This window comes from Microbacterium sp. P03 (genome assembly GCF_043556235.1).
GTDB lineage: Bacteria > Actinomycetota > Actinomycetes > Actinomycetales > Microbacteriaceae > Microbacterium.
The window spans coordinates 73,440-96,962 of the sequence record NZ_JBIGIM010000007.1 but is presented as its reverse complement, the minus strand read 5'-3'; the positions used below and the strand labels follow the sequence as shown (position 1 = coordinate 96,962).

Here is a 23,523-nt window from a genome sequence, read left to right as displayed (position 1 = left end):
GGGCCCAATACGTAGCGTGACCGCCGGCCGATGCTGAACCATCTCAATACGACCGGCGGAGGCGATCCCCGCTTGGACTGATCATCACGTTCGTTCCGACAGCGAGGCGAGACGAGCGAGCACTTGAGCCGCAACGAGATCAAAGGTCTCGATCCGCTGTTCTGCCCGGCTCATCACCACCGCTCCCTCGGAAGCCGCAATCAGGAGTGCGGCCATCCCGGGGGCGTGTTCTTCGGGCAGCCCCCCTTCGATGAGCAGAGCCGCTAGTTCCTCGCTCCAGGTACGGAAGACCCGTGCGGTGTCGCTCCGCACGTCGTCGGACTCGGTGGATGTGGTGACGGCGAGGACTGCGCACCCTGCGCTGAAGTTCGTGGCGGTGAGGAGGAGTCTCCATGCGGCAAGAAATCGCTGAGCGATCACCTCAGCCGTCTCACCGCGCCACGCGTGAATCATCGCGATGGAACGAGCCCCCGTGGCGGCGACGGCCTCCGACACCATCTGATCCTTTCCTTCGGGAAAGTGGTGGTAAATCGACCCACGAGGAGCGCCGGTGTGTTCGAGGACAGTCGCGAATGACGTCTGCTGCATGCCGCCACGGGCGAGGAGGTGGACGGTGCCATCAATCATGTGCTGACGCGTATTTTTCGCCACGAGGCCACCTTCATCGCTCCTGTTGCCGCTGCACCAGCGCGGTATGAAGTTGATCATAATTTATCTTGACTATGACGACCTACATAGTTCAGGCTGAGCAGAACCGAAGGAGAACCTCATGCCCATGATCGACGTCTACGCCACCGCCGGCACGTTCGCAGACACGCATCAGCTCGCAATCGACATCGCTACGGCCGTCAAGGAAATCGAAGAAGTCCCTGACATCCCGATGTTCCACAAGAACACCGCCGCGTTCATCCACGAACTTGCCGAGGGTGATCTGTCCAATGTCGATGGCGACACGAACTATGTGCGGGTGCAGGTGCTGACGAACGCGGGCGCTCTGGATCGCGACAAGCAGATTGCGGCCGTTTCGCGGCTCACCGCGATCGTCGCGGCAGCCGCGGGCGACCCGGGATTGTCGGACCGCACCTGGGTTCTGCTCACGGAGGCGGTCCCTGGCGGGTGGGGCCTATGGGGGCACGCTCACACCAACGACGAGATCGTCACTGCCGCCCGCACGGAGATCGGCCGACTCCAGGCCGGTAGCTGACATCCGGCTCTCCTCGATGACCTCGGCCGACGAAAAGAATGTCTTGTGTCTGAGACCCACACGATCGGCTTTCTCGTTTTCGAGGGCGCCAAGATGCTCGACATCGCCGGGCCGTCGGAGGTGTTCGCGGAAGCGAACCTCTCAGGAACCGATTACCGCATCTCCATGCTCACTGCAGACGGTGGCGGCGTACAGACTTCTATCGGAGTGCGGATTTCCGCGGATGAGTCCGCGTTCAGCGACTCCCGCTGGGACACGGTTCTGATCGCAGGGGGCGAGCCTTTCCCCTCGAAGCCAGTGCCGGCCGAACTTGCGTCAGCAGCAGAGCATCTTGCCCAGCGGGCCGGGCGCGTGGCCTCGATCTGCACGGGGGCCTTCGTACTCGGCGCGGCCGGCCTGCTCGACGGTCGGCGATCCACCACTCACTGGAAGCACGCGGGCGAATTGGCCCGCCGCTACCCCAAGTCAACCGTCGAACCTGACCTGATATTCGTCAGAGACCGCGAAATTTACTCATCGGCCGGCGTGACGGCCGGCATCGATCTCGCGCTATCACTGCTCGAAGAAGACCACGGCTCGAACCTGGCCCGTACAGTCGCCCGATCGCTGGTGGTCTACATGCAGCGGGCCGGGGGGCAGTCTCAATTCTCGGTGGCTCTGGACGGCCCGAGCCCAAGAACTCCGGCGCTCCGAGCCGTCATAGATCAGGTGAAGGCCGATCCCACTGCGGAGTACTCACTCGAATCTCTCGCAAGGATCGCGCTGGTGAGCCCTCGGCATCTGACGCGGCTTTTCCACGAGAACCTCGAGACGACCCCCGGCCGGTATGTGGAACTGATCCGTTTCGAGCTCGCCAAAGCTCACCTCGATGCGGGCCACTCCGTCACCATGGCCGCCGAACTCGCAGGCTTTGGCTCCTCCGAATCCTTGCGAAGAGTGTTCGTGCACAGACTCGGAATGTCTCCGGGCCGGTATCAGCGACGCTTCCTTTCCACGGACCCCGCCCGCGCCGCGAGCTCGTCCGAATCTGTGTCTCAGCGGTTCGGCAAGAGGTGGTCGACGAGCACTCTTGAACCTGTCGCCGCTAGGGCACGACACCTCCGCAATCCTCACGAAAGGCACCAAAATGGCATCCACGACGGGAATGGTCGGGACTCCGATCGCGTATCTGGAGGCGGCGAATGGCGTGACTTACGCCTACCGCCGCTTCGGCACCGGAACGGGCATCCCGCTGGTGTTCCTTCAGCACTTCCGCGGCAACATCGACAACTGGGACCCGAAGCTCGTCGATCAGATCGCCGAGCAGCGCGATGTGATCCTTTTCGACAACACCGGCGTCGGCTCGACATCGGGAACGACTCCGAACACGGTGGAGCAGATGGCTGACGATGCTATTGCCTTCATTCTCGCCCTCGGTCTGGCCGAAGTCGACCTCTTCGGCTTCTCCCTCGGTGGCTTCGTCGCGCAGGACATCGCGCTCTCGCAGCCTGAACTCGTGCGCCGCGTCATCTTGGCCGGCACCGGCCCTAAAGGAGCGCCGGGCATGGAGCGCTGGAGCAAGGACGTCGAGGATGCCGTGGTTGTTGATGAGACCGGCCCCGCAGGCGTGCTGTACGTCTTCTACGCCCATACCGACACAAGTCAGGCGGCGGGCCAGGAGTCACTCGGGCGAATCTACGGCTGGGCCGACGGACGCGATGAGCAGCCGTCGCTGGAAGCGAAGAACGCACAGTACGAGGCGGTGCTCAGGTGGGGCATTCGTGACTGGGACGCCGTCGCCCGGCTCGCTGAAATGCAGCAGCCCGCCCTCATCCTGCAGGGCGACGACGACATCATGATCCCCACCAGAGCGAGCTACACGCTGGCAGGGCTGCTGCCGAACGCCACCCTCCACATATACCCGGACGCCTCGCACGGTTCGATCTTTCAGCACGCCGACGAAGCCGCCCGCCACACCCTCGCCTTTCTCGGCGAGTAGCCACTCACCCCCGTCATCCCCATCAGGAAGAAGCGCAAGAACCATGCCTTACATCACAACCACCGACGGCGTCGACATCTATTACATCGAACAGGGAGAGGGGCAGCCCATCATCTTGAGCCACGGCTGGCCGCTCAACTCCGATGCCTGGGCGCTCGAGCTCAAACTCTTCGCCGACGCGGGCTACCGGGCCATCGCCCATGACCGTCGCGGCCACGGCCGCTCGAGCAAGACCTACACCGGGAACGATATGGACCACTATGCCGCCGACCTCAAGGACCTGGTCGAGGCCCTCGACCTCAAAGACCTCATCTTGATCGGCCACTCGACCGGCGGCGGTGAGGTCATCCGGTATGCAGCGCAGTACGGCAAAGACCGGGTAGCCAAAGTGATCACGGCCGGTGCGGTTCCGCCGCTGATGCTGAAAACCTCGGCCAACCCCGAAGGGGCCCCCATCGAGGTGTTCGACGCGATCCGCGAGGGCGTGGTCTCTGACCGTTCGCAGTACTACAAGGACCTCGCCGTCCCCTTCTTCGGAGGTAATCGAGAGGGCGCGGAAGTGTCCCAAGGCCTCATTGACGACTTCTGGCGCCAGGGCATGGAGGTGAGCATCGCGGCAGCCTACGACTGCATCGCAGCGTTCTCCGAGACCGACTTCACGGAAGACCTCAAGGCGATCGACGCACCGGTCTTGATCGCTCACGGCGATGACGACCAGATCGTCCCGATCGCCGCAGCAGCGGAAAAGGCGATCCGGCTACTCAAAAACGGCACCCTGAAGGTCTACCCGGGGCGCCCACACGGCATCTACGGCGACTACCAGAAGGAACTGGACCAGGACATCCTCGAGTTCATCAAGAGGTAATCGGCCCCCGCGACCCGGCGAACCCACAACCTGAGGAGCAGATGATGCGCCGAACTGCGTGGGTTCGCCGGGCCCGGTTCATAGCTACTTCTGTGCTTGTCGGACTGATCGTCGCGTTCCTCACATACGAGCTGTCGGTGGAGCCGGGAGCCGCGATCGTCAAGGCGGTGTTCGAAGCGAAGCCCGAGGTGACACCCCCAGACGATTTCAGCGCAGTCGAAGCGGCCGTCTCTTCCACTGAACCAATCGCTATCACTGCCACCAACGCACCGCCGGCAAGCATCACGATCTCGCGGCCGACGGAGACCGGGGAGGCCCTCCTGCCGGTTGTGCTTTGGATCCACGGTGGTGGATTCATTTCCAGCTCTGCCGATACCGTGGCCGACTACACCTCGATCCTGGCGAGTCACGGTTACGTCGTAGCCAACCTCGATTACTCCCTGGCGCCCGGATCGCAGCATCCGGTGCCCGTCCTGCAGGCGGACGCAGCGCTGGGCTTCCTGGCAAAGCACGCCACGGAGTATGGCGGCGACCCCGACAAGATCGTTCTCGGAGGCGACTCGGCGGGCGCACAGATCGCCAGCGAGGTGGCTGCGCTGGAGACGAATAGGCAGGTGGCGGCCTCGCTCCAGACGACGCCGGCACTCCATTCGACGGCTACAGGGATGGCCGGACCGCTCCGCGGGGTCGTGCTCTTCTGCGGCCTCTACAACATGCAGACGGTCGCCGACACGGGATTCCCGGCGTTGCGCACCTACCTCTGGGCTTACACCGGCCACCGTGAATGGACCACCGCTCCCGGGATAGAAAACCTGTCGACCACGAGCACCGCGACGACCGACTACCCGCCGACATTTCTCAGCGTGGGCGACGCGGACCCCTTCCGCAGCCAAGCCGCCGAGCTCGCATCCGCGCTCGTCCAGAAAGAGGTCGCAGTGACAACGCTGTTCTGGGACGGGACCGGAGACGGCCTCGGCCACGAATACCAATTCGACTTTTCACTTCCCCAGGCTCACACAGCCCTCGACGCCACCCTCGATTTTCTGACCAGCGCCACCACAGGGAACTCTTGAAGGACTGATCATGACGGTTACCCCGGACCACCCAAGACAACGTCGTCAACATACGCGACGCGCCTCGATGGCGATCGGATGGGTCGCAGTCGCAACAGTGACGGCCTCCATCGCTTACGCTCTGCTGGTTTTCGGAGGCCGCTGAGATGGCCATCGCTCGCGGTAGCGCGTACGTCGCGATGGGAAGCTCGTTTGCAGCGGGGCCGGGCCTGAAACCCCGGGCCGCTGGGGCGCCCCGCGCATCTGGGCGCTCCGCCAACAACTACGCGCATCTCGTCGCTTCGCGGCTGGGCCTGACGTTGCGCGATGTCACGTTCTCAGGCGCGACCACCGACGACATTCTTCACGGGACAAAAGGCCGCGCGGCTCAACTCCACGCGGTGACCTCTGACACACGACTGGTGACAATCACAGCCGGAGGTAACGACGTCGGCTACCTGCCGGCGCTGACGTTCTCGAGCCTGCCCTGGCCGCTGCGAGCGCTCCCCGGCATCCGGAGACGGGTGGCCGAGTTCACCGACCCGGCGAAGACGGATGAAAGATTCCGAGCCCTCTCGGCAAACCTCGCGAGCATCCTGAGAGAACTCCATTCGCGTGCACCCGAGGCGGAAATAGTGCTGGTCGACTATCTCACCATCCTCCCGCCACAGGCGAATAGCGATCACCGGCTGAACGTGCTGCGAGCGTCACCCCGGGGTGACCTGACCCGGTGGGGAGGTGACGTGGCTCTGCGCTTGACAGAGACGTTCGCGTCGGTCGCCGCGGCCGAGGGCGGTGTTTTCCTGAACGTGGGCGAGCTCTCGCGAGAACATCACGCATGGTCGAACGTGGCTTGGACGCGCCGCTTTCACCTATCGCTCCGCGGGGGGGCGCCCTACCACCCGGATAGCGCAGGGATGGCGGCCGTCGCCGACATGCTCGTGCAGCGGCTCGAGTGACGACCGCTCTTCGAGTTACGGGAAGAAATCGGGAAAGAAGATGTTCCCGATCTGTCCCCGAAAAGCCGAAAACCGACGCTCGAAAGAGCCGCTGATCACGTCTTTATGCGGCGGTGACGGTGGGATTGGAACCCTTGCCGGAATGCATCACAAGGGTGTTAGGGGGCCTCAGGACCGCGTGAAAGTAGCGACGCAGCTTCTCAGACCCGACTCGTTTCTGAGGTCGATTTCATCAGATTCTTCCCCCTCTGTTCCCGCTCTAGAAGGCTCGCGCGAGCGGTGAACCCTGACGTCGAGGTCCTGGAGTGACGTTCGTCGCGCGCCTCCCACTGCGCGCTGAACAAGCGAGCCCACAACGACCGGCTCCAGTGATGCCCGTTTCGCGCTAGTCAGACGAGAGTCACGGATGTGGTGCGGGCGACGAGTAGGGCAGTCCCAGCCCGGTGCGCTGCAGCCTCCTCGAAGTGGTGATCGATGGTGTGACGGGCGAGCGCGGTGAAGCGGGCGTCAGTCAAACTCGTCGATGCTCCATTCGTCGCGCCACTCGATGTATGGGCGGTCGCCGTCGAAACGGATGGGAAGCCAGACGTAATCGGCGATCGAACTGTCGACGTACGCGAACTCCGCCATCGGCTCGTCGCTGTCCTTGCCAGGTGCGAAGTGTTCGACGAACGCGTCATGCGCTTGGGCGCCGTATTCCAGATAGCGCGGAAGCCACCGGTCAGCGATTGCAATGTAGAGATCCTTCTTGCCGGGGTGACGAAAGACCGACGAGATCTGCGAATGGAACGACGTTCGCGATCCGTCGGAGGGATGCAGGTCACCGAGGATCTCGAACGGCCCGTGGTACGAGCGCGAGACGGCCGCCTCCGACGGGTTGGGGTAGTAGCCAGTCGTACCGGACGTCAGCAAATACTTCCCACCGTCTCGCTCGAAGAACGCGGGGGCTTCCCGGACGAACGGAGGCTGAGGTCGGGGAAAATGAGTGGAGTAGTAGCCGGTGACGTCGGTGTAGTCAGTCGACAGATCGGCGCAGATCATCTCCGAATGCACTCGTTCGAAGTAGTAGTAGGCCTTGCCGTCGTGTGGATCTACGACGAGGTCGAAGTCGCCGGCGCTCATGTCGAGGGGGCGTAGCCACGTGCGTTCGATCTTGTACGGACCGAGGACGTTGTCCGCCGTGAGTACGGTCGAGCGCTGCACGGAGCCTTTCGTCATCACTTTCACCCAGCAGACGAACTTCGCCGTGGCCGCGTTGTAGATGATGTGGGGGCGGTCAAGTCCCTGCGCCGGGTGAAGGGGTGAGCTTGCGTCGCGTTCGTCTGGAGGGATGATGAGCCCGCGATCCTCCCAGTTGACGAGATCCGTGGAGGAGTAGCACCTCACGCCCCAGTGCCAGATGCCGCTGCCCGGAGTTGAGTGTTCTTTGTTCTCGCCGTACCAGTAGTAGACGTCGTCTACCACGATGACGGAGCCGCCGTGGGCGTGGATGCGCTCTCCCTTCGTGTCCAGCCATACCTCGCCGGGACGGATGAGCGTGTGCATATTATTCACTTCTTCTCCAGGGATCATGCGCCGACCGGAGCCTCTCGACGCCATCCGAAGAAGGGGGCGTCCGGGTCCTCGGCTGAGGCGCGGAAAGCAGTGTGGATCACGTGTACACCGGCTCCGACCTCGACCTCTTCACCTGTGGCCGGAAGCACGACGACAGCGGGAACACCCGCGGGAACCTCGACGCGGATGGTGAGCTCGTCGCCGCGCCTCTCCCAGGCGATCCCCGCCCTGCCGTGGATGGTGTCGTAGGCGGCGCGGGCGTGATCCAGCCCGCCTCCCGGACGCGGCTGAAAACGGATGCGGCTCCAGCCCGGGGCATCAGGAGAGAGGCCCGCGACCGATCGATGGAGGAAATCGACCACCGCGCCCAGCGCATAGTGATTGAAGGAGGTCATGTCTCCGGGGTTGATCGACCCATCAGGCAGCATGCTGTCCCAGCGTTCCCAGATGGTCGTGGCACCCATGCCGACCGGATACAGCCAGGACGGCAGTTCCTCCTGCAGCAGCAGGTGGTACGCGTAGTCCATGCTCCCCGCGCGCAGGAGCGCATCACAGATGATCGGGGTGCCGACGAACCCCGTCGAGATGTGGAATCCGCTCTCGCCGACGAGCTGCAGCAGCCGTTCCCCTGCCCTGGCCGCCTGCTGCTCATTCTTGAAGAGGTCGAACACGATCGCTACGGCGATGGAGGTCGCCGTATCGCTGACGACGCGTCCGGACTCGCTGATGAACTCGGCTTGAAAAGCGGCCGTTGCGCGAGCCGCTACCTCGCGATACCGGACGGCGTCGTCGCTTTGGTCGAGCATCTCGGCCGTCTGCGCGACGATCCTTGCCGTCTTGACGTGGTAGGCGGTGGCGACGAGGTGTTTGTCGGTATGGGATCTGCCCGCGTCGTCCGGCGGGGCGGTGGGATCCAGCCAATCGCCGAGCTGGAAGCTGGTATTCCAGAGACCCGTGCCGCCCGTGAGTTCCTCGACCAGGTCAACCCAGGCGCACATGCTCGGATACTGGTCGGCGAGAACCTGGGTGTCGCCGTCATTCATGTACATCTCCCACGGCACGATTACCGCCGCGTCACCCCACGCGGCGGTGGGGAAGTTCGGGAAGCCGCACTCCACCCACGGCACGAAGTTCGGAACGTGGCCCTGATCGGCTTGCTCGAAAGCGAGGTCCCTCAGCCAGCCGGTGAGGGTTCCGTGCGCAGCGAAGAGGCGGAGTGCGGTCGGGGTGAACACCTGGATGTCCCCGGTCCATCCCATGCGCTCGTCGCGTTGCGGACAGTCGGTCGGGATGTCGACGAAGTTGTCCCGCATGCTCCACACGACGTTCGAGTGCAACTGATTCAGCCCGGGATGCGAGGAGTCGAACCAACCGGTTCGCTGCATGCCGGTGTGGATGACGACGGCCTGGACGTCGCCGTCCCGCAGGTCGCCTACCCAGTTCTCCAATTCGACGTACTGGAACCCGTGGATCGTGAACCGGGGTTCGTACACCTCAGGACCGGCTCCCGCGGCGACGTATGTGTCCACCGACGTCGCCGCTCGGAGCGGGCGCGTACCCAGCTCGCCGTTCTCGATGACTTCGGCATGGTGCAGCCGAATCACGTGACCCGCCTCCGCGTTCACTCGGATGCGGATGACACCCGAAATGTTCTGCCCGAAATCCAGACGGATCCGGCCGTTGCTCCGACGCTCGACGGACGCAGGCTGCAGCACCTCGGTCTGCCGGACGGGCTCAGCGGTCGGCGGTTCGATGCGCGCACCGTAGTCCGCCCTCGGGAGGATGACCGCGCCCTTCCAGCCCGACGAGTCGAAGCCCGTTTCGGACCACCCCGCCGGCACCCGCCGGGCGTCGTAGGACTCCCCTTCGTAGAGACCCACAGAAGTGATGGGCGACGTCGTCCAGGCCCAGGTCAGCTGCATCAGGTGGTGTCTGCCATCGCGCGTGGTGATCTCCACCTGGGCGAGCAGGGCGACGTCGGGGCCGTACGCGTCCCAGACGCCCCCGTCGAACCCGATGTGGCCGCGATACCAGCCGTCCGCGATCCATGCGCCGAGGACATTCTCGCCGTCTGTGAGGGCCGGGGTGAGATCGTGGGTCTGGTAACGCAGACGGTGGAGGTAGCTGGTCCAGCCAGGAGCCAGATGGTCATCGCCGACCCTTTGCCCGTTGAACTCGAGCTCGTAGAGTCCGTGGGCCGTCGAATACACGCGGGCATGGGACACCTCGTCGACGTCGATCCCGGCCGCGACCAGGTCGAACGTCGTCCGGAGAAGAAATGCGGGCCGCGGAGCGTCTCGCGCGGCAGCTGTGGAGGGGGACACGAAATCCACGCCCCAGTCATCCCCTATCCCCCGCTCGATGCGGCGCGCATCGGTCCATGCTCCGCCCGAAGCTCTGAGCCGCAGTATCCCGCCTTCACGGCTCACGAGCGGAGTGAACGGCCACGCGAGGCGCGTCGCGGTCGTCGCGACGGCGCGCTGGAGGGGTCTACCGTCGAGGGTGAACTCCAGCTCGAAGGTTGGTGCCGGCTCATTCACGACGAAGGAGACGCGGGGGGCCGCTTCACCGATGCCGATCGTGCTGCCTCCGCGTCGATTCTCGAGCCAGAGGTCAGTGATCACCGCCGCCATCAGCCTTTCACCGACCCAGCGGTGAGGCCCTTCATGACCTGCTGGTTGAGAAACAGGTAGATGATCAGGGTGCCGAAGACGCTCACGGCGATGGCAGCGAAAGTCGGGCCGTACTGGACGGCTCCGTACTGGCCTGTGAAGTTCAAGAGTCCCACTTGAATGGTGCGCAGATCACTGCTCGTTGTGAAGGTCAACGCGACCAGCAAGTCGTTCCAGAGGAAGAAGAACTGGACGAGGCCGACCGTGAAGAGCGCGTTGCGCACCAGCGGCACTCCGAGCGACCAGAACATCCGAAAGATGTTCGCGCCGTCGATGGTCGCGGCTTCGAAGATCTCGCGGGGGATCGCGCGGAAGAACGTCGCCATCATGAAAACGGTGAGCGGCATCCCCGTCGCGATGTACGTGAGGATCAGCGGCCACAGCGTTCCGGTCAGGTGCAGCCGAAAGTAGATGGTGAACAGCGGCAGCAGGATCATCTGGGTGGGCACCATGATGCCGGCCAGGAACAGCAGCAAGACGGTCGCCTTGCCCTTCCACACCATGACCTCGAGCGCGAACCCCGCGGCGACGCCGAGGAGCAGGATGACGGCCAAGGAGGGGAAGACGACGATGGAGCTGTTGAGAATGTACTGCCCGAAGTTGCCGGTGGTGAAGACGGAGACGTAGTTGTCGAGGGACCAGGACGCAGGCAGGCTCCAGAACGGTTCGTTCAAGAACTCGCTCTGAGTTTTGAACGACCCGATGAACATCCAGATCATCGGATAGATCACGACGAACAACAACACTGCGATGAAGGCGCGGAGCGGAAGGCGAACCAGAAAGTCGCGGATGCCGCGGCGCCGAGGCAGCGGCCTCCCGAGAGCACCGGGCTGATCCATGCCGGTGACGATGGTGGTGGTGGCACTCATGATCAGTCCTTCGTGAGGTCGCGCCGGGTGGACCGGAAGATGAAGACGGTGAACAGCAGACACAGGATGGTGAGCATCAGGGCAATCGTGCTGCCGTAGCCGTAATCGCCGTAGGCGAACGACGTTCGGAACATGTAGAGCGTCAACGGCGTGGTGGCGCTGCCGGGCCCGCCTGCGGTCAGCGCGACGACGGTGTCGAAGACTTTGAGCGTGCCGTTGATACTGAAGATGACGGCCGAGAGTAGAACGGGAAGCGACAAGGGAACGATGATGCTGCGGATCAACTTCCACCCGGCTGCGCCGTCGATCCGTGCCGACTCGATGAGCTCCTCGGGGATGTCGACGAGGCCCGCATACAGAAGCACCGCGTAGAAGCCCATGGACCGCCAAATGTCCATGAGGATGATGACCCCGAACGAAGCCGTCGGGTTGCCGAACCAGTCCACAGATGAGAGGCCGATGACGTTCAGCAGCGAGTTGACAGGCCCCACGGTGGGCGCGGCCTCGAACAGCTTCTGGAACAGCAGCGCGACGGCGACGGTCGGCAGCACCACCGGGAAGAAGATCACGGTTCGGATGAGGCCGGACGCGCGTCTCAGCCAGAAGACGTACAGCAGCGAGAGACCGTAGCCGACAACCACCTGCAGGAGCGTGAGCACAAGGGCGTACCGCAGGGTGAAGAAGACGGCATCCCATGCGGCGGGGTCCTGGAAGAACTTTGCGAAGTTGTCGAGTCCGCTGAAAGTGAACCCGATGATGGGGTTTCCGTCTTGAACGGTGTAGTACATCGACCAGATGATCGGGACCAGCATGATCGCGGTGTAGATGAGCAGGGCAGGACCCAGCAGCACCAGAATGGCGCGCTTGTCCCCGAGGACTTTCTGCATGGCAGCTCTTTCGGTGGATGTTCCGGGGCGGGCGATCGCGCACCCGCCCCGGAACGACGGATCAACCTTCGTCGTTGGCGGCCTGGACGAGCTTCATGAAGTCCGCGCCGCTGACGGCGCCGCTGGCGAGGGCTCCCCCGTTGGTCTGGCTGACGCTGGTGCCCTTCGAGGTGAAGAGGGCCTCGAACCACAAGACGCTCGACGGCGCGTTGGCGATGACATCCTGGACCGTCTTGGTCGTCTCGGGGAGGTCGGCGGGGGGATTCGACACCGCGAAACCCGACACCACGCCTGAGTCGGCCAGGACCGTGTCGCCGTAATTCTCGGCGATGCACTTCAGCCACGCCTTGCTGTCGTCGTCGAACCCCTTCTGCGACAGCATCACGGGGATGCCGACGTTCGCGGGGATCTGATCGATGCTTCCGGAGCCACCCTCGACGGCGGGGAACTGAGCGAAACCAACGTTGTCAGCCCCGATCTGGTTGGCCTCAGGGTCGTTGAAGTTCGCCAGCGCCCAGCTGCCCATATAGAAGAACGCGGACTTCCCCGTGAGGAAGACATTCATCGCGGCGTTGTAGTCGATCGATCCCACGGCATCACCGAAGTAGCCGTTGGCGCCCAGCTCGGCGACGGCGTCCGCCGCGGCGACGTACTCGGGATCGGTGAGCTTGGCGTCCCCGTCGGCGACCTTCTGAAGGGCGTCGGGACCGAGATCGCGCACGATGTAGTCGCCGACCAGCCGGGTCACCGGCCACCCATCTTTGCCCGCGGCGGAGAAAGGCTGGATGCCGGCGGACTTCAGGGTCGCGGCGGCGGCGACGAGGTCGTCCCACGTCTCGGGCACGTCGATCCCGTTGTCAGCGAGCAGCTGCTTGTTGTACCAGAAGCCCTCGATATTGAACTCGGTGGGAAGCGAGTACAGCGACCCGTCGCCGTAGAGCGCCTTGATCGTGGAGTCGGCAGCGGGAAGGATCTTGTCGGCGACTCCGAGTTCGTCGAGCGCCTCGGAGAGGTTGACCACCTGTCCGGCGTCGATGAACTGCTTCATTAGAGACGGGGTTCCGGCGGCCATCGAAATGTCCGAGAGCGCGTCCTGGCTCGCCAGCAGCTGCAGCTGCTGGTCCCACGTCGTACCGGGCAGATTATCCGGGGTGAGCGGCGCAGCGGCCTCCGGGTCGGCGCAGACAGAATCCCCGAGTGACGCCAAAGTCGCGGCGATGGTCGTGTTCTCCGTCTGCCCCAGGTAGGTGAACGCGGCGTCCCCAGCCCCGCCGGATTCCGAGGAGCCTCCTCCCCCCGAGCAAGCCGCCAGCGCGAGCGCGCCGACTCCGATGAGTGCGATTGCCGGGACCAGGCGACGCGGGCGCCTCGATGCTGTGGTCACTATTCCTCCTTGAATGCGACGCCTCTTTTGAAGCGCTTCAGAGACAAGGTGCCAGATAGAGTCGGGTGTGTCAATCTGTGTAGTCGACTTAAATGAATCGCTTCAATAACGATGTCGCCTCGTCCGATACAGTGACGTGTCTCGGTGCGGCAGAGCTTGGGGAGGGCGGGAGTGACTAATCGGATGATTGCACCGCGTCCGCAGCCGAGCATGGCCGATGTCGCGGCACACGCCGGAGTGGCCATCGGGACGGTATCGAACACCCTGAACAATCCAGATCGGGTGAGAGAGGCGACACGGCGGCGCGTTCTCGCATCGATTGCCGAGCTCGGATTCGTCCGCAATGACGCGGCGCGCTCACTCGCCGCGGGAAGCAGCACGTCCGTCGGCCTGGTCCTTGCAGATCTTGGTAATTCGTTCTTCGTCGATATCGCTCGCGGAGCCGAGAAGGTGATGAGACGGCACGGGATGGACGTGCTGATCGTCAATTCCGACGTCGAGCCGACTCGCGAGATTCACAACCTCGAGCTCCTTGATCGGTCCCGGATGGCCGGCATTATCTTCGCACCGCTGGACACGCCGTTGATGCGGTCTGAGCAGCTTCCGAGCCGTTCCACACCGACGGTGCTGGTGAATTATGAGTCTCCCGTGCACTCGTACTCAGGTGTGGTGGTAGATGAGAAGCACGGGGGCGCCGCGGCAGCGGGACATCTGCTCGCACTCGGTAGACGTCGGCTGCTGTTCGCAGGCGGCCCGCTCTTCTTGGGCGCCGTGGCCGCGAGGCTCGAGGGCGCCGAGCGGGCCTCGTCACAGTTTCCTGACGCCTCGCTCGACGTCATCGAAACACGCGGGCTCAACATCCGGCATGGTCGCGAACTCGCACAACAAATCTTGAAGCAACCCGCCGGAACTTATGACGGCATCGTCGCCGCCTCGGACCTCCTTGCTATCGGCATCATCCAGATCCTGAACTCATCGCCGGGTTTCGCCGTGCCGTTCGATGTTGCAGTCACGGGGTACGACAACAATCACTTCGCATCGGAGAGCTCCATCCCGATATCGACCGTCAGCCAGCCCGGCGAGGAGATGGGCAGCACAGCAGCCGACCTCCTCCTCGAACAAATGGGCAACCCCGGCGCCTCAACTCGGACGGTAACCCTCGAGCCGCGCCTCATTCCACGTAGCTCGACGCTCGGCGCTGTCTGGCAGCGTGATTGAGTCGCGTGGTGCCGACTCGCGCCTCACCACCTCCCCCCAAACCCCTGAGCAAGGGAGCACCAGAGCACCGACCTAAGCTGATCCGCCAGGGATCAATCGAAGGTCCATGTCGGTGAACGGCGGCGCATCTTCCCTGCCTAGTGCCGAAAGTGCGGCCGCGACGTTGTTCTGTGCGACGGCAGACAAGTCGATTCCGATTGTCGTGAGTCGCGGCTCGGTGACTCTCGAGAGCGGGGTGTTGTCCATCCCGATGAGACCGATGTCTGCGGGCACGCGCCACCCGCGGCGGGCGGCCGCGCTGAGCAGGGTGATGGCGATGTCGTCGTTGTAGCAAGCGATGCCGTAGCCCGGTTCGAGCGCGTCCATGGCGACCGCGGCGTCCGTCGGATCGATGGCGAGGCCGAGGACGGTGGGTGCGGGCAGGCCTGAAGCTGCGCACACTTCACGGACGGCGTTCTCGCGATCCGTGCCGAACGGATCCTGACGGTTGTCGCGCAGGTGTGCGAATGCAAGGCGCCGGTACCCGCGGTCGATAAGGTGCTCGGCTTGCATGCGCCCGATCGCGTAGTTCAGGTCCTCCCCTGAAGAGGTGTCGAACCCTGGTACATCGCGCTCCGAGAGGACCGCTCGCTCCGCATCGGTGAAGGGCTGGAGTGACAGCACGGCACGGGGTCGCATGCTGGCGAGGATGCGGTCGAGCGATATCGCCGACTGCGCTGATAGGCGCAGTACGAGGGTGAGACCCTTCTCGGCGAGCAGATCTGTCACGGTGTCGTAGATGTCCTGCAGGTTCCCGCCGAAGGTGGTGTTCGGTATCAGCGCGATGATGAAGTCGCTCGAGCCTTGTCGCAGCATCCGGCCGGCCGCGGACGGCTCGTAGCCGAGCTCTTTGGCAGCGCGGAGCACCCGCTCAGCAGTGTCGGGGGCAAACCGGTGGGAGTGACCGTTCAGGACCTGACTCACCGTCGCGCGCGACAGGCCCGCGTGACGCGCCACATCTGCACTCGTCGTCGACACCATCGGCGGCCTCCCCCTCAATTGAGATCCTACGCGATTATCGCGTGTCAACCCCCTATTGACACGTGATAACAGGATGTGGTCTACTGCCATTGTCACGTGACAATGCGAGAGCTTCTCATCGATGCGTGACGCCACCTGGCTGGCCGGATGCCCCGGCCGAATGACAAAGGAGTCCTCATGTCGGATAACCCGAACGCGCCGACAGTCCCCGGCGCTTCAACCTCGCCCGCGCAGCAGGCACTGGCCGCCGACACGCTCGCGGAGAACACGGCCACCGGTACGCTTCGCACGCCGGTGCGGCCGAAGTACATCGTGTTCCTGCTGCTCGCGATGTTCGGCGCGTATGTCGCCCTGGTCGCGCCGATCGGCATCTCGCTCGCGTTGCGCGTGCAGGAGCTGGTGCCGCAGAACGTCGAAGTGCTCGGCTACATCATCGGCATTGCCGCCATCGTGACGACGATCACCGGTCCTCTGATGGGGATCTGGAGCGACCGTACGCGGTCGAGGTTCGGCAGACGCCGCCAGTTCGGCCTCGGCGGCGCGGTCGTCGGCTTCATCGGCCTCGCCGTCGTCGCCTCCGCCACAGGGGTCCCGCTGCTTCTGGTGGGGTGGGTGATCACGTCGTTCGGGTGGAGCACCACCATGAACTCGCTCATCCAGTCGCAGGCTGATCGCCTACCCGAATCGCAGTACGGGCGAGTGGCCGGTATGACCGGGTTCGTCCAGATGGTCGCGCCGGTCTTCGGCGTGGGCCTTGCTAGCGCGTTCATCGGCAACAACTTCTTGGTATTCCTCGTTCCCGGCGCCGTCGGACTCCTCAGCCTCGTCGCGTGGTTCATCTTCATCCCGGAGCGCGACACCCGCGGTATCGAATTCGCAGACTCGATGACCGCCGCGAAGGTGCTCGGGAGCATGGTCTTCAAACCAAGCAGCTACCCGGACTTCGCCTGGAACTGGCTGGCCCGCCTGCTGTTCATGACGGGTGTGACCTTCTCGACCACCTTCACGTCGTTGTTCTTCGCCTCCCGCCTCAGCGAGGGTGGACAGGTCGCCGACATCGGCGGAATCATCGTCATCCTGTCGCTCGTCAGCCTCGCCGTGACGGGTGTCGGCGCACTCCTGGGTGGAATCCTCTCCGACAAGCTCGGCCGCCGAAAGATCTTCGTCCTCGGTTCCGGCATCGTGTACACCGCCGGGGCGATCACGCTCGCATTCGGGGGCAGCAACTTCGGCGTCCTCCTCATCGGATCCGCGCTCACCGGGCTCGCGCTGGGTGTGTTCTCCTCCGTCGATCAGGCCCTCGTGCTGAACGTTCTTCCCGAGAAAGACACGGATGCCGGCCGGTTCCTCGGCATCAACGGTTACTCCACCTCCATCGCACAGGGCTTCGCGCCGCTCGTCGCGGCTCCGCTGATCCTGATCGGCGCGAGCGGCGATCAGAAGAACTACGGCCTGCTCTTCATCGTCGCATCGGTCCTGACGATCACCGCTGGGATCATCGTCCAGTGGAAGGTCAAGAGCGTCCGCTGAGCGCGTCCGACCATCCGTCGCGACTGACTTGGAGCTGAAACAATGACCACCACTCTGTTCACGGATGGCTGGACCTTCCACCGCGACGGCGTCGACGCGGGCATCCCGGTTCGTCTCCCCCACGACGCCATGATCGGCGAGCCGCGGTCGGCAGATGCTGGCACCGACAACCACGGCGGATTCTTCGCGGGCGGGGCATACGTGTATCGCAAGCGGTGGACGGCACCGGACGATGCGGGGAAACGCTCGCAGCGTCTGACGTTCGAGGGCGTCTACGGGGCGACCCGCGTCTTCATGAACGGCCGCGAAATCGGTCGCAACGACAGCCCGTACCGAGAGTTCAGCGTTCCGCTCGATGTCGTCACCCCGGGCGAGGCGTTGACGATCGAGGTCTACGTCGACAACCGTCACGTGCCGAACAGCCGCTGGTACACCGGATCCGGCATCTACCGGCCCGTGTGGCTGGAGTCCGACGGTGCCGTGCACATCGCACCCGACGGCGTCCGGATCGTGACGCGCACGGTCGACCAGGGTCGTCAGCGCAGCGACGCGGTCGTCGATGTGGAGACGCGTATCGACGGCCCCGTCCCCGCGTCCGCCGAGGTCTTCGTCGCTTTCGAGCTCGACGGTAAGGTCGAGGCATCCGGCGCCGCGTCTGTGTCGAAGGGCGTCGCGAATGTCAGCATCCCGATCGCGGATGCGCGGCTTTGGTCGGCAGAGCACCCACACCTTTATGACGTGCGCGTGAGCGTGCTCTTCGACGCTCAGACCCTCGACGAACGTCACCGCCGGACGGGTCTTCGCACGATCGAGGTCGATGCTCGTCAGGGCCTGCGCATCAACCACGAACAGGTGCTCCTCCGCGGCACTGCGGTGCATCACGACAACGGACTGCTCGGTGCGGCTACGTGGACGGATGCGGAGCGTCGCCGCGCGCGTCTGCTCAAGGAGGCCGGCTACAACGCAATCCGAAGTGCGCACAATCCGTTGTCGCGCGCGTTCCTCGATGCGTGTGACGAGTTCGGACTCTACGTCATGGATGAACTCACTGATGTGTGGTTCGCCCACAAAACCTCACACGACCGCGCCGAGCATTTCCGTGACGAATGGCGTGCGGATGCCGCCGCGATGATCGCCACCGACCGCAATCGGCCGTCGGTGATCATGTATTCCATCGGCAATGAGATCGCCGAGTCGGCCACCGGGCCCGGCGTCGACCTCGCACTTGAGATCCAGGCCTACTTCACGGAAGTCGACCCCACGCGTCACACGACGATCGCCGTCAACCCGCTGCTGGCGATGATGGCCGCGAAGGCCAAGCCCGCAGAGGGAGGCGACGCGACACCGCCGGAGCGAACGCCGGCCACAAGCACCGCCGCCAACCTGATGACGGCGAAGCTCGGCAGGATGATGGTCCTCGCGTCTATGCTGCCCGCCGCTGACAACGCCTCGCGCGACATCTTCGCGAGCGTCGACATCGCCGGGTACAACTACGGCTACGCGAGCTACCGCCGCGCCCGCAAACGCTACCCGGACCGCGTCATCGTCGGCACGGAATCGATGCCGGGAGATCTGCCGGCCATCTGGAAACGCGTCACCTCGATCCCCGGCGTGATCGGCGACTTCAGCTGGACAGGCTGGGACTACCTCGGCGAAGTCGGCCTCGGCTACTGGTCGTACGGCAAAGAGCCAGGCGGCATCGCCAAGCCCTACCCGGGCGTCCTGGCAGGGTGCGGCGTGTTCGACATCACCGGCGCGTCGGCGGCAACACTTCTGCTTGCTCAGGCTGTGTGGGGTATCACGGATGCCCCAGGGATCGCAGTCCGCCCGGTCGACAAAGCGGGCCAAAGACCCAACAAGACCCCCTGGCTATCCACGGATGCCGTCACTAGCTGGTCGTGGCGCGGCCTCACCGGTAGGGCCGACATCGAGGTGTATTCTGCCGAAGACCAAGTGGAACTCATCCTCAACGGCCGTTCACTGGGTCGACGGGCCTCTGGCCCGAAACGGGGCTTCGTCGCTCGCTTTCACACCCCGTACGAACCCGGTGAGCTCGTCGCCATCGCGTACCGTCAGGGCGTCGAGACGGGCCGCAGCAGCCTGCGATCCGCCGGCGAGCCGCGACTGCGGCTGCGCGCCGAGACCGAACAGCTGACCGGTCCGGACAGCCTCTCCTATGTGTGGGTCGAACTCGCCGACGGAGATGGAGTCGTGGATGCGGCATCCGTCGATCACGTCTCGGTGACTGTCTCGGGGCCCGGCGTGCTTGCGGCGCTCGGCAGCGCGGCACCCTCGACGGAGGAGAGTTTCGTCGACACGGAACGCACCACGTACCGGGGCCGCGCCCTCGCCATCGTGCGGGGTACCGGCCTGGACGGCGAGATCGTCCTGAACGTGACCTCTCAGCGGCACGGTGACGCCACCTTGACCCTCGACGGAACTGCGCTTCACGTGCCGGGTCTGACTCCAGCCTCCACAACGAGCCCGAGGAACGCATCGTGACCTCAACCACCCCTGTTCTCCCAGGCTTCTTTCCCGATCCGTCGATCTGTCGAGTGGGCGACACCTACTACCTGATCAACTCGAGCTTCGAGTACCTGCCCGGCATCCCGATCCACTCCAGCACTGATCTCGTCACTTGGACTCCGATCGGCAACGCGCTGACCCGAGCTACTCAGATCGCCGAGCATGACGGCTATCCCAGTGCCGGGATCTTCGCCCCGACAATCCGCCACCACGACGGACGATTCTGGATCATCGGCACGAACGTCAACGACATCCCCCTCGGCCGAGGCCACTTCCTGATCCACGCCGAGGACGCGGCCGGCCCCTACTCCGATCCTGTTCACATCGCCGGCGCGATCGGCATCGACCCAGATATCGCGTGGGACGACGACGGCACCGCTCACGTGACGTGGTGCTCACTCGATCCTGAGCAGCCCGGCATCCAGTCCGCCCCCATAGACACGGAGACGGGCGAGATGCTGGCGTCGCCGCGGCCCCTTTGGCAAGGCACGGGACTTGCCTTCCCGGAGGGACCCCATCTGTACCGCATCGATGGGTGGTGGTACCTGCTCCTTGCCGAGGGGGGGACCGAGCGGGGTCACGCGGCGACGATCGCCCGCGCCCGCACCCTGGACGAAGACTTCGAGTCGGCACCTGGAAATCCGTTTCTCAGCCACCGAAGCCTTACCCACCCCGTGCAGAACACGGGCCACGCCGATCTGGTCGAACTCGCAGACGGCACGTGGGCAGCCCTGCACTTGGGCGTGCGACCCCGCGGGCAGTCGCCGGGTTTCCACGTCAACGGCCGCGAAACCTTCGTCGTCGGCATCCACTGGGTCGACGGCTGGCCCCATGTGGACGAGGACCGCTTCACCGCGCCCGTGGTAGATCGCTCCTTCGAGGACCGGTTCGTCAGCCCCAGGTTGCACGATCGTTGGCTGGGGGTCGGGCGGTTCCCCCAGTCCTTCTCCCGCCACGGCGCTGATGATGGTCTCGTCATCGACGCGGATGCCGGTGCGGGCAGCACCCTTCTGGCAGCTCGGGCGAGGGACGTCGTCTGGAGCGCGTCGGCCGTATTCGAGCCGCTCAACGATCGCGCCGCCGGCCGGTTCCTCCTGCGGATCGACGACCGTCATTGGTACGGCCTGACCTACGACGGAGCTGTCGTAGAGGCAAAGGTTGTCATCGGGCCGGTCGCCCATTCGGCCGGCCACTGGGACGTCCCGGAGGGCGCCGCCCCGACCCTTCGGATCAGCGCGCACGCGCCGACGCTTCTGCCGCACGGCGTATCGCTTGAGCCGGATCTCGTCGAACTCGCCGTCACCGCGGCAGGCGAGGAGCACATCTTCGGGGCGTTCGATGGCCGCTATCTCTCCACCGAGGTCGCCGGCGGATTCACCGGACGAGTCTTCGGCGTGCAGGCACTCACCGGTCAGATCCTCGTGCGAAGCATCCAGTACACCATCCCGGAGTCCCTCACGTCGGACTGAGCTGTTTCCCGCGCCGCCGCGGGTGACGCACTTCATGAAACGAGAACCACATGACCGAATCGATCTACCGCGATCCGACCGCACCCGTCGAGGATCGCATCGCCGACCTCCTCTCCCTAATGACGGTGGAAGAGAAGGCCGGACAGCTGACCCAGTACTTCTACTTCGGCGGCATGGAACTGCCCGAAGGATTCGACATCGATTCACTCCCGCCCGAGCACCGCGCGTTCCTCGACCAGCCCCTCGCCGTCGAGGCAGCACTGGCCAGGGGTGAGGTCGGCTCCGCGCTGTTCGTCACGAAGCCGCGAGTCATCAACCGACTGCAGCGGATGGCCGTCCACGAGACCCGGCTCGGTATCCCGTTGCTGTTCGGCTTCGACGTGGTCCATGGTCTCCGTACGATCTTCCCTGCGCCGATCGGTCTGGCGGCGAGCTGGGACCCAGCCCTTATCGAAGAGGCGCAGACTGTTGCGGCGCGGGAAGCGCGGGCGGCCGGCATCCACTGGACGTTCGCGCCCATGGTCGATATCGCCCGCGACCCTCGCTGGGGTCGGATCTTCGAGGGCGCCGGAGAGGACCCGGTGCTCGGCGCGGCCGTCGCCGCAGCGCAGGTGCGCGGCTTCCAAGGTGATTTCGGCACCGAACGCATCCTCGCCGGCCCGAAGCACTTCGCCGGCTACGGTGCCGCCCGCGGGGGTCGTGACTACGACGATGCCGATGTCTCCGACTCCGAACTGTGGAACGTCTACTTCCCGCCGTTTAAGGCGGCCATCGACGCCGGCGCGGCGAACGTCATGAGCGCATATATGGACCTCAATGGGGTACCCGCGTCGGCCAACCGTTGGCTGCTGACCGACATCCTCCGTGACGAGCTGGGCTTCGAGGGCTTCGTCGTATCGGACGCCAACGCGGTTCGATCGCTCGAGGTCCAGCACTTCGCAAAGGATCTGACGGACGCCGCGTCCCGCGCACTGAACGCCGGGCTCGACATGGAGATGGTCATGGCCGACGCCGCGTACTCGCGTCTGCCGCAAGCTCTCGCCGACGGCACGGTCAGCGAGGACTCGCTCGACGTCGCTGTTCGGCGCGTGCTGAAGGCGAAGTTCCAGCTCGGCCTGTTTGAAAACCCCTTCGTCGACGACACCATCACCCCCGGCGTCCTGAGCTCGGTCGCGCACCGCGACGTTGCCCGAACCGCTGCCGAGCAGTCGATCGTCCTTCTGAAGAACGTGGACAAGGCGCTGCCGCTCGCACGCAACGCCTTAGGCGCGGTCGCGGTCATCGGGCAACTCGCCGACAGCAAGCGCGATCTTCTCGGGCCGTGGGTCTTCGACCACGACACCTCCGAAACCGTCACGATCCTCGAGGGCATCACGTCACGGCTCGGGGATACGACAGTCTCGTACGCCCCGGGAGCCGGGATTCCGGATCGGATCTTCCCCTCGATGTTCGACGAGGCCGACCCCACGGTCGCGAAAACCCCGGCCGATTGGGACGACGATACTGAGATCGCCCACGCCGTCGAGGTCGCCTCATCCGCCGATGTAGCGATTTTGGTCGTCGGCCAGCGGCAGAACCAAGCGGGGGAAAAGGCGTCGACCGCCACACTCGACTTGCCCGGCCGCCAGCTCGAGCAGCTGCAGCGTGTCGTCGCGACCGGCACTCCCGTGGTCCTGGTCGTCGTCTCAGGACGTCCCCTTGATCTGCGGTGGGCTGACGACAACGTCGCGGCGATCGTGCAGGCGTGGTATCCGGGAACGCGGGGAGGGGATGCTGTTGCCCGGGTGCTGCTCGGTGAGGTGTCTCCGGCCGGCAGGCTGCCGTTTACGTGGCCCCGCCATGTCGGCCAGGTACCGCTCGTCTACGCGCACTACCGCACTTTCCAGCCCGAGAACCAGGCAGAACGCTACTTCGAAGAAGCCAGCACCCCGCTGTACGCGTTCGGACATGGATTGTCGTACGCCACCTTCCAATACACCGATCTTCGAGTCGAGAAAAGTGCGATCAGTGTGGGCGAGGCGACCCGGGTATCGGTAGAGGTGCGTAACACGTCGGGCCGCGCGGCCGACGAGGTGGTCCAGCTGTATATCCACCAGCGATACGGCACCTCGTCGCGACCGGTCCGCGAACTCAAGGGCTTCCAGCGCGTCCCTCTCCAGGCAGGAGAGACGCGCACGCTGACGTTCCCCGTCGGCCCGGACCAGCTTCGTTACTGGAGCGCCGTCACCCGCCGTTTCGACCAAGATCCCACGATCATCGACATCTGGGTCGGGGGAGACTCCACCGCAGACATCGCTACGACGCTGGAGATCCACGAGTGATCTCATCTGGGGCAC

The 23,523-nt window shown here is 64.6% G+C and carries 17 protein-coding genes and 1 pseudogene; 11 read left to right on the top strand and 7 right to left on the bottom strand.

Annotated elements, in window-relative coordinates; translation table 11 throughout:
• Positions 1 to 84: 84 nt before the first annotated feature.
• A complete protein-coding gene (locus ACFXOO_RS15490) occupies positions 85 to 708 on the bottom strand; it encodes a TetR/AcrR family transcriptional regulator (protein ID WP_394564044.1) in 624 nt (207 codons plus the stop codon).
• 67 nt (positions 709 to 775) lie between these two features.
• Here ACFXOO_RS15490 and ACFXOO_RS15485 point away from each other — a divergent pair, with 67 nt between their 5' ends.
• The 6 genes and pseudogenes from ACFXOO_RS15485 (at position 776) to ACFXOO_RS15460 (ending at position 6,058) form a co-directional block, all read left to right on the top strand.
• Complete coding sequence (locus ACFXOO_RS15485; protein ID WP_394564043.1) at positions 776 to 1,204, top strand: hypothetical protein; 429 nt, start codon at positions 776 to 778, stop codon at positions 1,202 to 1,204.
• Positions 1,205 to 1,249: 45 nt separating this feature from the next.
• Positions 1,250 to 2,176, top strand: a pseudogene (locus ACFXOO_RS15480) (GlxA family transcriptional regulator); the annotation flags it as partial.
• Between the two features lie 97 nt (positions 2,177 to 2,273).
• A complete protein-coding gene (locus ACFXOO_RS15475; protein ID WP_394564041.1) occupies positions 2,274 to 3,182 on the top strand; it encodes an alpha/beta fold hydrolase in 909 nt (302 codons plus the stop codon).
• Between the two features lie 43 nt (positions 3,183 to 3,225).
• Complete coding sequence (locus ACFXOO_RS15470) at positions 3,226 to 4,047, top strand: alpha/beta fold hydrolase (protein ID WP_378853844.1); 822 nt, start codon at positions 3,226 to 3,228, stop codon at positions 4,045 to 4,047.
• 41 nt (positions 4,048 to 4,088) lie between these two features.
• A complete protein-coding gene (locus ACFXOO_RS15465) occupies positions 4,089 to 5,120 on the top strand; it encodes an alpha/beta hydrolase (RefSeq protein ID WP_394564040.1) in 1,032 nt (343 codons plus the stop codon).
• 146 nt (positions 5,121 to 5,266) lie between these two features.
• Positions 5,267 to 6,058 (top strand): SGNH/GDSL hydrolase family protein, encoded by a 792-nt coding sequence (locus ACFXOO_RS15460; protein WP_394564039.1) that lies wholly within the window; start codon positions 5,267 to 5,269, stop codon positions 6,056 to 6,058.
• A 507-nt stretch (positions 6,059 to 6,565) separates the two neighbouring features.
• Here ACFXOO_RS15460 and ACFXOO_RS15455 read toward each other — a convergent pair.
• The 5 genes from ACFXOO_RS15455 to ACFXOO_RS15435 all read right to left on the bottom strand — a co-directional run bounded on the left by ACFXOO_RS15455 (position 6,566) and on the right by ACFXOO_RS15435 (position 13,424).
• The gene (locus ACFXOO_RS15455; protein ID WP_394564037.1) at positions 6,566 to 7,603 is read right to left on the bottom strand and encodes a family 43 glycosylhydrolase; all 1,038 of its coding nucleotides are present in this window, start codon (positions 7,601 to 7,603) and stop codon (positions 6,566 to 6,568) included.
• Positions 7,604 to 7,626: 23 nt separating this feature from the next.
• On the bottom strand, positions 7,627 to 10,245 hold the full coding sequence (locus tag ACFXOO_RS15450) for a family 78 glycoside hydrolase catalytic domain (protein WP_394564036.1): 2,619 nt from the start codon (positions 10,243 to 10,245) through the stop codon (positions 7,627 to 7,629).
• Entirely contained in the window at positions 10,245 to 11,153 is a 909-nt protein-coding gene (locus tag ACFXOO_RS15445) for a carbohydrate ABC transporter permease (RefSeq protein ID WP_378853854.1), read from the bottom strand. Before ACFXOO_RS15445 ends, ACFXOO_RS15450 begins: the two co-directional genes overlap by 1 nt.
• A 2-nt stretch (positions 11,154 to 11,155) precedes the next feature.
• Positions 11,156 to 12,040 carry a carbohydrate ABC transporter permease gene (locus tag ACFXOO_RS15440; RefSeq protein ID WP_378853856.1) on the bottom strand — a complete coding sequence of 295 codons (885 nt, stop codon included), beginning with the start codon at positions 12,038 to 12,040 and terminating at the stop codon, positions 11,156 to 11,158.
• A gap of 61 nt (positions 12,041 to 12,101) precedes the next feature.
• Positions 12,102 to 13,424, bottom strand: a complete 1,323-nt coding sequence (locus tag ACFXOO_RS15435; protein ID WP_378853858.1) for an ABC transporter substrate-binding protein — start codon at positions 13,422 to 13,424, stop codon at positions 12,102 to 12,104.
• Between the two features lie 210 nt (positions 13,425 to 13,634).
• On the opposite strand from ACFXOO_RS15435, the gene ACFXOO_RS15430 reads away from it, so the two are divergent.
• Positions 13,635 to 14,642, top strand: a complete 1,008-nt coding sequence (locus tag ACFXOO_RS15430; protein ID WP_378853860.1) for a LacI family DNA-binding transcriptional regulator — start codon at positions 13,635 to 13,637, stop codon at positions 14,640 to 14,642.
• A gap of 72 nt (positions 14,643 to 14,714) precedes the next feature.
• Here the strand turns inward: ACFXOO_RS15430 and ACFXOO_RS15425 are convergent, their stop codons facing one another.
• Entirely contained in the window at positions 14,715 to 15,662 is a 948-nt protein-coding gene (locus tag ACFXOO_RS15425) for a LacI family DNA-binding transcriptional regulator (protein ID WP_378853862.1), read from the bottom strand.
• 177 nt (positions 15,663 to 15,839) lie between these two features.
• Between ACFXOO_RS15425 and ACFXOO_RS15420 the strand changes: the two genes are divergently transcribed.
• From ACFXOO_RS15420 to ACFXOO_RS15405, 4 genes are read left to right on the top strand one after another with little or no spacing between them, the layout of a single operon-like run.
• A complete protein-coding gene (locus ACFXOO_RS15420) occupies positions 15,840 to 17,192 on the top strand; it encodes an MFS transporter (protein WP_378853864.1) in 1,353 nt (450 codons plus the stop codon).
• A gap of 42 nt (positions 17,193 to 17,234) precedes the next feature.
• Positions 17,235 to 19,694, top strand: coding sequence for a glycoside hydrolase family 2 TIM barrel-domain containing protein (locus tag ACFXOO_RS15415; protein WP_394564035.1), 2,460 nt, complete (start codon positions 17,235 to 17,237; stop codon positions 19,692 to 19,694).
• A complete protein-coding gene (locus ACFXOO_RS15410; protein ID WP_394564033.1) occupies positions 19,691 to 21,187 on the top strand; it encodes a family 43 glycosylhydrolase in 1,497 nt (498 codons plus the stop codon). The genes ACFXOO_RS15415 and ACFXOO_RS15410 overlap by 4 nt, the downstream gene beginning before the upstream one ends.
• 50 nt (positions 21,188 to 21,237) lie before the next feature.
• A complete protein-coding gene (locus ACFXOO_RS15405; protein WP_394564032.1) occupies positions 21,238 to 23,508 on the top strand; it encodes a glycoside hydrolase family 3 N-terminal domain-containing protein in 2,271 nt (756 codons plus the stop codon).
• Positions 23,509 to 23,523: the final 15 nt, after the last annotated feature.